General features: G+C 70.8%; 9 protein-coding genes and 1 tRNA gene. 6 read left to right on the forward strand and 4 right to left on the reverse strand.

Going from position 1 to position 11,534, the window contains the following annotated elements:
* Positions 1 to 94: 94 nt before the first annotated feature.
* Positions 95 to 166, reverse strand: a tRNA-Gln gene (locus tag H629_RS0100630).
* A 268-nt stretch (positions 167 to 434) separates the two neighbouring features.
* On the opposite strand from H629_RS0100630, the gene H629_RS0100635 reads away from it, so the two are divergent.
* Positions 435 to 992: a MarR family winged helix-turn-helix transcriptional regulator gene (locus H629_RS0100635; protein ID WP_024355425.1), complete on the forward strand. Its 558-nt coding sequence runs from the start codon at positions 435 to 437 to the stop codon at positions 990 to 992.
* Between the two features lie 89 nt (positions 993 to 1,081).
* Here H629_RS0100635 and H629_RS0100640 read toward each other — a convergent pair whose 3' ends face one another.
* Positions 1,082 to 2,785, reverse strand: a complete 1,704-nt coding sequence (locus H629_RS0100640) for an amidase (RefSeq protein ID WP_024355426.1) — start codon at positions 2,783 to 2,785, stop codon at positions 1,082 to 1,084.
* 143 nt (positions 2,786 to 2,928) lie between these two features.
* On the opposite strand from H629_RS0100640, the gene H629_RS0100645 reads away from it, so the two are divergent.
* Together H629_RS0100645 and H629_RS0100650 are read left to right on the forward strand one after the other, a co-directional pair.
* Positions 2,929 to 3,561 (forward strand): TetR/AcrR family transcriptional regulator, encoded by a 633-nt coding sequence (locus H629_RS0100645; RefSeq protein WP_024355427.1) that lies wholly within the window; start codon positions 2,929 to 2,931, stop codon positions 3,559 to 3,561.
* A 40-nt stretch (positions 3,562 to 3,601) separates the two neighbouring features.
* Complete coding sequence (locus tag H629_RS0100650) at positions 3,602 to 5,053, forward strand: amino acid permease (protein WP_024355428.1); 1,452 nt, start codon at positions 3,602 to 3,604, stop codon at positions 5,051 to 5,053.
* Positions 5,054 to 5,104: 51 nt separating this feature from the next.
* On the opposite strand, the gene H629_RS0100655 is transcribed toward H629_RS0100650, so the two are convergent.
* Positions 5,105 to 6,331 (reverse strand): acyl-CoA dehydrogenase family protein, encoded by a 1,227-nt coding sequence (locus H629_RS0100655; protein WP_024355429.1) that lies wholly within the window; start codon positions 6,329 to 6,331, stop codon positions 5,105 to 5,107.
* A gap of 196 nt (positions 6,332 to 6,527) precedes the next feature.
* Here H629_RS0100655 and H629_RS0100660 point away from each other — a divergent pair, with 196 nt between their 5' ends.
* Entirely contained in the window at positions 6,528 to 7,211 is a 684-nt protein-coding gene (locus H629_RS0100660) for a TetR/AcrR family transcriptional regulator (RefSeq protein ID WP_024355430.1), read from the forward strand.
* A 27-nt stretch (positions 7,212 to 7,238) separates the two neighbouring features.
* Here the strand turns inward: H629_RS0100660 and H629_RS0100665 are convergent, their stop codons facing one another.
* A complete protein-coding gene (locus H629_RS0100665) occupies positions 7,239 to 9,047 on the reverse strand; it encodes an ABC-F family ATP-binding cassette domain-containing protein (protein ID WP_024355431.1) in 1,809 nt (602 codons plus the stop codon).
* Positions 9,048 to 9,184: 137 nt separating this feature from the next.
* On the opposite strand from H629_RS0100665, the gene H629_RS14345 reads away from it, so the two are divergent.
* Entirely contained in the window at positions 9,185 to 9,640 is a 456-nt protein-coding gene (locus H629_RS14345) for an SIP domain-containing protein (RefSeq protein WP_024355432.1), read from the forward strand.
* Between the two features lie 65 nt (positions 9,641 to 9,705).
* Complete coding sequence (locus H629_RS0100675; RefSeq protein ID WP_024355433.1) at positions 9,706 to 11,514, forward strand: lipase family protein; 1,809 nt, start codon at positions 9,706 to 9,708, stop codon at positions 11,512 to 11,514.
* Positions 11,515 to 11,534 lie beyond the last annotated feature (20 nt).

An 11,534-nucleotide genomic window follows, 5' to 3' on the forward strand; every position in this document is an offset into this window, starting at 1 on the left:
CCCAACACGCAGAGAAGCTCCGCTTCACTGCATACTGCCTGCGCTGGTGAGCGCAGGGCGGAACGGCGTTTCAATGCTACGCATCGAAACTCCGCTCCGCCCCTAGGGTTCGAACCTAGACCTAACAGCTCCAAAGGCTGTCGTGCTGCCATTACACCAAGGCGGATCGCACCGAGAACGGCACCGTACAAGTCTGCCAGATCGTACGACTCCTCGCGTTCGCCCCCGAACGGTCCCGTCCGCCCGCACCGCAACGCCACGATCCGCCCGGGCTCACATCGTCAGCCCGGACCTCCCCTTCCACTGCCCCTCTCCGAGATCGGGGTCACTTTTGGCCGCGTGTCCTGGCAACACGCGACCAAAAGTGACCCCGATTCACGTGGGTGGACGGAACGACCCGCGAAGCTCAGCGCCCGAACCCGGATAATGGAGGGATGAAGCACGAGGACGAGGTCGATCGCATCATCGCAGACTGGACCCGAGCACGCCCGGATCTCGATCTCGCACCGCTCGCGATCTTCTCGCGCCTGTGGCGCGTCACGAAGCACCTCGACCGCGCCCGCGCGCACGCCTTCGAGCGGTCCGGCCTCGCGTCCTGGGAGTTCGACGTGCTCGCCGTGCTGCGCCGCGGGGGCGAGCCCTTCACGCAGAGCCCCAAGGTGCTCGTGCAGCAGACCATGGTGTCGAGCGGCACGATGACCAACCGCATCGACCGCATGGTCGATCGCGACCTCGTGCGACGGCTCACCGACCCCAACGACGGTCGCGGCGTGCTGGTGGAGATGACCGCGCACGGCCTCACCCTCGTCGACGCCGCCATGACCCGCCTCAGCGATGCCGAGGAGCGCCTGCTGGGCGGGCTCGCCCGCTCGGAGCGCGAGCGGCTCTCGGTGCTGCTGCGCCGGCTCGCGCTGAGCGTCGACCGCTTCGAGCCGGTCACCGGTCCGATCACGCTGCCCGACCTGGACGAGCCCTCCGCTCCAGCGAGCTGACGCGAATGGCCGCCTCCCCCGGGGAGGCGGCCATTCGCGTCGGTTCGGCTGCGCGCGGCCCGCTGGGTCGCAGGCCGCGCACCCGCCGGCTATGCGGGCAGTTCGCCGTCCTCGGGCAGGGCGGGGGTCGAAGCGGGGGGCTGCCGCAGCGTGCCCGATCCGCCGCCCTCGAACGCGGTCGCGTAGCCGAGCAGCGCCGGATCGTCGTAGGCCGCCCCCGCGAAGGTGAGGCCGACCGGCACACCGGTGTCGCTCATGACCCCCATCGCGACCGTGACGGTCGGGATGCCGAGGTGGCGCAGCGCGTAGTTGCCGTTCGAGAAGAACACGCCGTTCGACCAGGCGTGGTCGGCGGCGTCCAGATCGCGCTCGGCGTCCTCGCGAGCCACGTCGGCGTTCGCGGGGAATACCACGCCGTCGAAGCTGTTCTCGGCGAGCCAGCGCTCGAAGAGGTCTCCGCGCAGCTGCACGAGGGCGCGCAGTCCGTCGGCGAAGTCGGCGCGCTCGCGCGGATCCGGGATGCCGCGCTGCGCGTAGGCCACGGTCTCGCGGTAGCGGTTCTCGTAGTCCTCGACCTCCTCGTAGCGGTCGGGCAGCGTGCCGGGGGGCTGCGGGAAGATCTGATCCGGGTCGACGACGGCGAGCTCGGGGATCGCGGGATCGCCGTTGGCCTTCAGGAAGTCGTCCCAGCCGAAGGCGAGGAAGTCGCTGAACTCGGTCTCCATCCACCCCTCGGGCAGCACGCCGAGCGCGCCGACGTTCTCCTGACCGGGCCGATCGCCCTCGTACTGCTCGATGAGCGGGAAGTCGGTCACCACGACCTCGGCGCCGAGCGATTCGAGGCGGGCCTTCGCCTGCTCCCACAGCGCCAGCACGGAGGGGCGCACCGCGATCGGGAACGCCGGATCCTGGCCGAGGTACATCTTCGGCGCCGCGAAGCGCTTGCCCGCGAGGGCTGCGGGGTCGGCGACGTCGAGGTACGAGGCCGGGCGATGCTCGCTCGGCTTCGGCAGCGCGACGACGTCCTGGTTGCGCCAGAAATCGCCGCGTGTGATCGGGTCGTCCTGCACCAGCACGTCGAGCAGGCGCAGCATGTCGGGCATGGAGCGGGTGTGGGGCACGACGACGTCGCGGGCGGGGAACAGCGGCCAGTTGCCGCGGATCGAGAGCACGCCCCAGCTCGGCGTGTAGGCGCACAGCCCGTTGTTCGAGGCGGGGCTGCGGCCGCTCGACACGGTCTCCTCGCCCATCCCGAAGACGGCGAGGTTGGCCGCGGTCGAGACGCCGGAGCCGTTCGACGAGCCGGATGCGTATGCGGCGGCGAGGTAGTCGCGGTTGTAGGGGTTCTCGGCGCGGCCGTACACGCCGCGCTGCATGCCGCCGTCGGCCATCGGGGGCATGTTCGTCTTGCCGATGAGCACGGCGCCGGCCTCGCGCAGCTTCGCGACCGAGAACGCGTCCCACTGGGCGACGAGGTTCTGGAACGCGGGCGAGCCCGAGGCGACGGTGAGGCCCTCGACCATGTACGAATCCTTCACGGTGAACGGCACGCCCTCGAGCGCACGCGCCTCCCCCGCGGCGTAGCGGCGGTCCGACTCCGCGGCCTGAGCCAGCGCCTCGGGGTTCGCCACGACGATCGCGTGCAGGCCCTCCGCGCCGCGATCGTAGGCCTCGATGCGGGCCAGGTACCGCTCGGTGAGCCAGGTGCTCGTGATCTCTCCGCGGCGCAGTGCGCCGAGCACATCGTCGATGCTCGCTTCGATCAGTTCGAACGCGTCGGTGCGATCGCTCATGGATCCCTCGTCTCTCTGCTGGTGCGCCCGGTTCAGGCCATTGCCGCGGTCGGCGGTGCGCCGTATCCTGAAAATAGTTTCAGTTCTGGACGGCCGGGTGTCAAGTGCCCCGTGTCGCCCGCGCGGCGGAAGAGAGGGCGGCCATGGCGAACGACACCCGAGAGCGCATCATCGAGGCGTGCGAGCGCGTCATCGCCCAGGGCGGCCTGCGCGGCTTCCGCATGGGCGACGTCGCCCGCGAGGCCGGCGTCTCCATCGGGCTGCTCTCCTACCACTTCGGCGACCGGGACGGGCTGCTGGAGGCCGCCCTCGACCACGTGAACGAGAGCGCCGCGAGACGCGCGCGGGCAGGGGGCGGATCCGCTGCCGGAAACCGTCCCGGCACCGGATCCGCCGTTGCTGCCGAGCCCGCCGGCCTCACCGGCCCGGCCGAGCGCCTCGCCGCGCTGCTGTGCTCCGAGTTCGGCGACGACCCGCAGGTCCGCGCCGGATCGACGGCGTGGAACGAACTGCGCGCCGCAGCGGTGTTCGATCCGGATCGGGCGGTCGCCGTCGCCCGCGCCACCGCCGACTGGCAGCGCGAGGTGCGGCGCCTCCTCGGAGAGGCGGCCCCGCACACCGACCCCGACGCGGCCGCGCTCATCCTGACCGCCCTCGTCGAAGGGCTCTCCGGCCGCTGGCTCACCGGCCAGCTCACGGCCGCCGAAGCGCAGCGCACCATCGTCGTCGCACTCCGGCCGCTCGTCGGAGCGGGCGGTCGCCCGCGCCGGAGCTAGACTCGGTCACACCCACCGGCCCGACTGGAAAGAGACGAGCATGACCGAGACCGCGACCCAGGCGCCGCACGAGGAGCTCCAGCGGGGCCTCTCGAACCGGCACCTCCAGCTCATCGCCATCGGCGGCGCCATCGGCACCGGGCTGTTCCTCGGCTCCGGCAAGGTGATCAGCCTCACCGGCCCCTCCGTGCTCTTCATCTACGCGGTGATCGGCTGCATGATGTTCTTTCTCATGCGCGCCCTCGGCGAACTGCTGCTCTCCAACCTGAACTACAAGACCTTCGGCGACATCGCCAAGGATCTCATCGGGCCGTGGGCGGGCTACTTCGTGTCGTGGACGTACTGGCTCACCTGGGTGGTGATCTGCGTGGCCGACATCATCGCGATCACCAGCTACGTCTCCTACATCAACGCCTCCATCCCCGCGTGGGTGCCGGCCCTCATCACCGCCGCCGTGCTCACCGTGCTCAACCTGCAGCCCGTGCGGTTCTTCGGCGAGTTCGAGTTCTGGTTCTCGATCATCAAGATCGTGGCGATCCTCGCACTCATCGCCACGGGCATCGTGCTGCTCGTCACCGGGTTCGAGAACCCCGACACCGGCACCCGCTCGTCGCTCGCCCACCTCTGGGACCACGGCGGCATGTTCCCCTTCGGCGCGAGCGGCTTCCTGCTCGGCTTCCAGCTCGGCATCTTCTCGTTCATCGGCGTCGAGCTCGTCGGCACCGCGGCCGCCGAGACGAAGGATCCGCACCGCAACCTGCCGCGCGCGATCAACTCGATCGTGGTGCGCGTGCTCATCTTCTACATCGGCGCGCTCACCGTCATCATGGCGATCACGCCGTGGGACAAGCTCGACCCCGACCGCAGCCCCTTCGTGACGACCTTCGCCTACGCCGGCTTCGGCGCGGCGGCCTTCGCCATCAACCTGGTGGTGCTCACCTCGGCCGCGTCGAGCGCGAACTCCGGCTTCTACTCGGGCACCCGCATGATGCACGCGCTCGCCCACGACGGCCACGCGCCCTCGCGCTTCGCCCTCACCGACCGCCGCGGCGTGCCCCGGCGCGCGGTCTTCTTCTCGGCGGTGTTCGTGTTCTCGGCGGTGCCGATCCTGCTGCTCGGCGAGAGCGTGATCGAGGCCTTCACCTTCGTCACCTCGGTCGCGTCGACGTTCATCCTCTTCATCTGGAGCATGATCGCCATCAGCTTCATCCAGTACCTGCGCAAGCACCCCGAACGGCACCGGAGCTCGTCGTTCAAGACGCCGCTCCCCCGCATCGTGCCGTGGGTGGTGCTCGGCTTCTTCGCGTTCATCCTCGTGACCCTCGCGCTCGCCGAGGACACGCGACTCCCGCTGCTGTTCACGCCGATCTGGTTCATCGTGCTCGGCGCCATGTGGGCGGTCACGAAGCGCCGCCTGATCCGCGAGGGCCGGCCGCTCACCGCCGCGGTCGAACTGCCTGATCTCGGCGACAGCGCGCGACACGGCGGCTGAGCTCCGGATCGGCGGCCGCGGGCGTCCGCGGCCGCCGATCCGGAATGAGGATCAGGCGAAGGCCGAGACCCCCGTGATGTCGCGGCCGATGATGAGCGCCTGCACGGTCTCGGTGCCCTCGTAGGTGTGCAGCGCCTCGATGTCGGCGAAGTGCCGGCCCGCGCGGTTCTCGAGCAGGATGCCGTTGCCGCCCAGCAGGTCACGGGCGTTGGCCACCATGTCGCGGGCGGTGCGGGTGGCGGTGTACTTGCCGAGCGACGCGCCCGGGCCCGACAGCTCGCCCCGCTCCTCGGCCCGGGTCAGCGACATGAGCAGCGTCTGCAGGCCGGTGAGCTGCGAGAGCATCTGGGCGAGCCGCGACTGCACGATCTGGGAGGCCGCGAGGGGGCGGCCGAACTGCACGCGCTGACCCGCGTAGTGCACGGCCGTCTCGTAGACGGCCGTCGCCTGGCCGAGGGCGCCCCAGGCGACGCCGAGGCGGGTGGCCTGCAGCACGCGGGCGGTGTCCTTGAAGCTGCGCGCTCCGGGCAGCTTCGCGTTCGCGGGAACGCGCACGCCGTCGAGTTCGATGTGCGCCTGCCAGATGGCCCGCAGCGACATCTTGCCCTCGATGGTGGTGGCGTTGTAGCCGGGGGCGTCCTGCGGCACGATGAAGCCCTGCACCTGCCCGTCGTCGCCGCGCGCCCAGACGACGGCGATGCGGCCGACGCTGCCGGAGCCGATCCACTTCTTGTGACCGGTGATGACGTAGCCGTCGTCGCTCGTCTCGGCGCGGGTCTCGAGGCTCACGGAGTCCGAGCCGTGGGTGGGCTCGGTCAGCGCGAAGGCGCCGAGTTCGAGGCCGCGGGCCATGGGCTCGAGCCAGCGCTGCCGCTGCTCCTCTGAGCCGCACGCCGCGATGGAGCGGAGGGCGAGGCCGCCCTGCACCCCGACGATCGTGGCGATCGAGCCGTCGCCGCGCGACAGTTCCATCGTGGTGAGGCTCGCGGCGAGCAGGCTCTGCTCGGGGAATCCGGGCACGTCGACGCCGTCGCGCAGCAGGTCGAGATCGCCGAGGCGCTTCGCGAGGTCGAGGGGGTACTCGGCGCGATCCCAGATGCCGGCGATCACGGGGCGCACCTCCTGCTGCACGAACTCGCGGGCGCGGTCGCGGTAGGAGAGGTCGTCGGCCGAGATACCGCGGAACACGCCCGCGACGTCGGGGTCGATCGGCTCCCAGAGGTCGTACTCGGGCTCCTGCGTTCCCAGGGCGAGGGGCGACGTGCGGTTCTGCGACATGGGGATCCTCCCTGCGCCGTCGGGTCTGGCGTCGCTGCGAGGGGCACGACGGTTCGGCGCGTGCTTCGAGCATGACTGACACTCAGTCTCATGTCAAGACGATTCTTACGGGGCGTTCTCATGCTCCCCTCAAGAAGCATGGCAGCGGCGAGTGAAACCCAGTCCCAAATGCTTCGAAACGTGATACCTTCGGCATATGCCAGCGAAGCCCCCGACAGCGCCAGCCGATCAGCAGAGCTCCGTCGCCGCGATCCGTCACCTCGCCGAGCGCGGATACGAGGCCACGACGGCCGGCGACCTCGCCGACGCGGTCGGCATGAGCCGCAGCACCTTCTTCCGGCGCTTCGGCAGCAAGGACGACGTGATCTTCGCCGACCACGATCACGCACTCGCCCAGCTCGAAGGGTTCCTCGACGCGACGGAGCTCCCGGCCGACGAGGCGCTGGTCGAGGGCACCGCCGACGTGCTGCGCCTGCTCGTGCGCGACCCGGAGGCGGCACGGCTGCGCTTCGAGCTCATGCATGAGCGTCCGGCGCTGCGCGACCGCGAGCTGGTGATCACGCACCGGTACGAGCGGGTCTTCGCCCGCTACATCCGCCGCGTGCAGCAGCCCGCCACCCCGGACTGGGTGGCCCCCGCACTCGCGGCGTCGCTCGTGGCGGTGCACAACGCCGCGCTGCGCGACTGGCTGCGGGATCGCATCGCCGACGCCCCGCGCGCGGTGACGCGGGACCTGCACCGGCTCACGGCGCTCTACGAGCGCTGGCTCACGGCCGAGGGCGACCGGCAGCGCGTGCTGGTCGCGGTCTACGACGCCTCGGGATCGCCCGACGCCGTGCTGAGCGCGGTCGCCGCGCAGCTCGACCGCGAAGCCCGCTGAGCGGCCTCCCCGCACACGGATCGGGGGTCAGCCGATCTGCTCTCCGAGTTCGAGCCAGCGCTCCTCGAGCATCGCGACCTCGTCTTCGAGCGCCGTGATCTTCGCCATCTCGACGTTCAGCAGCTGGTAGTCGGCTTGGTCGAGGTCGGCGAGGCCGTCGCGCGACTTCGCGATGTCGGCCTGCAGGCGCTCCATCTTGCGCTCCACGGCGGAGAGCTCCTTCTGGGCGGCGCGCAGCTCGGCTCCGGTCAGCGCAGCCCCAGCACCAGCCGCGGCCGCAGACACGCCCGATCCTGCCGCGGCGGGCTCGGCCGCGCGGTCCTGCGCCGCCCGCAGCTCGAGGTACTGATCCACTCCGCCGGGCAGGTGCCGCAGGTGCCGGTCGAGGATCGCGTACTGCTGGTCGGTGACGCGCTCCAGGAAGTACCGGTCGTGCGACACCACGATGAGGGTGCCCGGCCACGAGTCGAGCAGATCCTCCATCGCCGCGAGCATGTCGGTGTCGAGGTCGTTGGTCGGCTCGTCGAGAATCAGCACGTTCGGCTGGTCGAGCAGGATCAGCAGCAGTTGCAGGCGCCGCTTCTGCCCGCCCGAGAGATCTTTCACCGGGGTCGACAGCTGCGCGCTCGTGAAGCCCATGCGCTCGAGCATCTGGCCGGGCGTGAGCTCCTGGGCCTTCGATCCGCTGCCCACCGTGAAGCTCGTGCGCAGACGAGCGATCACCGCCCGCACCGGCTCGTTCAGGTGCGCTTCGAGTTCATCGAGGCGCTGGGTGAGCGTCGCGACCTTCACGGTCTTGCCGCGCTTCACCCGCCCTGAGGTGGGCTCCACGTCGCCCGAGATGAGCCCGAGCAGCGTCGACTTGCCGGCGCCGTTCACTCCGAGGATGCCCGTGCGCTCGCCCGGGGCGAGCAGCCACTCGACGTCTTCCAGGATCACGCGATCGCCGTAGGAGACGCCTGCATCGTGCAGGTTCACGACCTCCTTGCCGAGGCGCTGCACGGCCATCGACTGCAGCGAGACGCGGTCGCGGATCTCGGGCACGTCGGCGATGAGCTCGTTCGCGGCGTCGATGCGGAACTTCGGCTTCGAGGTGCGCGCAGGGGCCCCGCGCCGCAGCCACGCCAGCTCCTTGCGGGCGAGGTTCTGCCGCTTCTGCTCAATGGTCGCGGCCTGGCGATCACGTTCCACCCGTTGCAGGATGTACGCGGCGTAGCCGCCCTCGAACGGTTCCACGATGCGGTCGTGCACCTCCCAGGTGGCGGTGCACACCTCGTCGAGGAACCAGCGGTCGTGCGTGACCACGAGCAGCGCGCCCTGGCCGGCGGGCCAGCGCCGCTTCAGGTGCTCGGCGAGCCAGGCGATGCCCTCGACGTCGAGGTGGTTCGTGGGCTCGTCGAGGAAGAGGATCTCGAAGTCGCCGACCAGCAGCCGCGCCAGGGCGACGCGGCGGCGCTGCCCGCCCGAGAGCGCATCGACCGGCGCTTCCCAGTCGAGATCGCCCACGAGCCCCGCGATCACGTCGCGCGTGCGCGGGTCTCCGGCCCACTCGTACTCTGGCCGCTCCCCCACGATCGCGTGTCCGACCGTCTCGCCCGCGTCGAACACGTCGGCCTGGTCGAGCACGCCGATCGTGGTGCCGCTGCGCACGGTGACCTGGCCGCCGTCGGGCTCGCGGCGTCCGGCGAGCATCATGAGCAGACTCGACTTGCCGTCGCCGTTTCGGCCGACGATGCCGATGCGGTCGCCTTCGGCGACGCCGAGCGTCACCGAGTCGAAGACGGTCTTGGTCGGAACTTCGAGGTGCAGGGCCTCGGCCCCCAGCAGATGAGCCATAACCCGTCCAGTCTAGTGAGCGCCTCACCATCCGTGCTGTGCGCCGACATCCCGGTTCCGGGATGTCGTCGCGGCAGTACCTGAGGATTCTCTCCGCATTCATCAGATGAAAGGAAGTATTGCCTAACATTGCAGGCATGGACCCCGCCGACTTCGCACCGAGCACCCCCCGCACGCACGCCGATCACGAGCCCGGCCACCTCGACTGCGTGCTCGCAGCGGGCGACATCAGCGACCTGCCGGGGTTGCGGGCCTGGTGCGCCTCCCTGCCCCGCCACAGCTACGGCCAGATCTTCATCGAGGTCTTCACACCGTTCCAGATCCAACCGCTCGATACGCCGCACCACGTCGGAGTGACCTGGCTGTGCCGCGAGGAGCGCCGTCCGAGCACTCGCCCCGGCATCGGCACGCCCCGGGGTCAGATTCTCGCCGACGCCGTCGACGCGTGGCTCTCCGAGTGGATTCGCGCCGACCCGCACTCCTGGCACTTCATGCTCTGGATGGGGGCGCGCTCCAGCTCCGTCATGCGCAGCTTCTGGCGCCGCATCGAAACCGAGGTCGACCAACTCTGGTCGGACGAGATGTCGCGCTAGACGCCGCGCCACCGGAGGGTGATCCGCGACTCCCGCAACGGCGACGGCTGTGCCAGAGTAGGTCCATGACATCCTCAGCGTCGCACGCGGGCACGCCGCTGCGCATCATGCTCGGCCTGGGTTCGGCGCTCGCGGGCGTCGCCCTGTTCCTGGCCCCGCTGTCGCCGCAGGCCATCGCGGTCGTCACCGGCGCTGCGCTCCTGCTCACCGGCGTCGTGCTGCTGCTGCGTACCCGCCGCGACCGCGCGACCGGCTCCGGCAAGATCTCGCGCACGGGTCTCGCGCTCGCCATCCTCGTGATGCTCCTCGGCGCCGTCATCGCCATCTGGCCCGCGGGCGGCGCTCCGGGCCTCGCGTTCCTCATCGGCGCTGCGCTCATCGCGCACGGGCTGTTCTCGGTGGTGCGCGCGATCCGCTCGGACGCCCCCGACCGCGCCTCCGACCTCATCGCGGCGGTCGCGACCGCAGCGTTCGGCGCGCTCACATTCACCTGGCCGGTACTCACCCTCGCGGTGTTCCGCTACGGGGTGGGCGCCTGGTTCGTGTTCTTCGGGCTGCGCACGCTGATCGAGCTGATCCCCCGGCGGCGCTCCCGTCGCGGTGATGCGGCGGATCGCGAGGCCGGCACCGGGGGCGGCGCCGTGCGCCCGTCGCGGGCACGGCGCTGGACTCGCGCCGTCGGCTCTGTGGCGGCGCTCGCGCTCGCGCTCCTCCTCGCATACGGCAGCGGCACGATCCTGGGCGGCGCGCCGCTCCCGGAGCCCGGCCGCTTCTACGCCGCACCCGCCGACGTCCCGAGCGAGCCCGGTCGGCTGCTGCGCGCCGAGCCGCTCACCACCGGGGTTCCGGTGGGGGCACAGGCCTGGAAGATCCTCTACACCACCACCCACCCCGACGGGTCGCCCGCCATCTCCAGCGGCACGGTCATCGCGCCGCAGCACCTCGGCGACGATCCGCTCCCGCTGCTCACCGTCGCGCACGGCACGACCGGAGTGGCCCCGAAGTGCGCCCCCTCGCTCAGCGCGACGCCCTTCGCCGACGGAGCGGGCACGGCGCTCGCCGAAATGGTCACGGAGCACGGCTGGGCGGCTGTCACCTCCGACTACATCGGGCTCGGCACCGCGGGGCCGCACCCCTACCTGATCGGCGACGCCGAAGCGCGCAACGTGCTCGACGCCTCCCGAGCGGTGCAGCAGTTCGACCAGATCGAGACCACCACCCGCACCGTCGTCTGGGGCCACTCGCAGGGCGGCCAGGGCGCGCTCTGGACCGGCCAGATCGCCGAGGACTACGCGCCCGAGCTCACCGTCGAGGGCGTCGCCGCCTTCGCCCCCGCGGCCGATCTCTTCGGGCTCGCCGAGGCCGACAAGACGGAGGCCGCGGGCAAGACCGTCTCCGCCTACATCGCGGCCACCTGGAACGACATCTACCCCGAACTCGAACTCGAGCAGCACCTGACCCCCGGCTCCGCCGGCGGGGTCGAGAAGATCGAGAATCTCTGCTTCAACGGCGACGACGTGCTCGCGGCGATCCTGCGCGGCACCCAGGTGCCGAACCAGATCTTCCCCGACCGGCTGCTCGAGGGGGCCTTCGGCGACCGGCTCAAGGCGCAGGATCCGCAGGGGCCCTTCCCGGCACCCGTGATGGTCGCCCAGGGGCTCGCCGATCCGCTGGTGAAGCCGGATATGCAGCACGACTGGGTCGCCGCGCGCTGCAAGGCCGGTGAGCAGATCGACTACCGCACCTTCCCGGGCCTCAGCCACAACTCGCTCGTGGCAGCGGATTCGCCGCTCACGCCGCAGATCGTGCAGTGGACGCTCGACCGCTGGGACGGCGCCCCGGCCACGCCCAACTGCTCCGAGCTGCCGAAGTAGCGTCGGGGCCGCGGGGCGCC

The organism is Leucobacter chironomi DSM 19883 (genome assembly GCF_000421845.1).
In the GTDB taxonomy this organism is placed as follows: domain Bacteria; phylum Actinomycetota; class Actinomycetes; order Actinomycetales; family Microbacteriaceae; genus Leucobacter; species Leucobacter chironomi.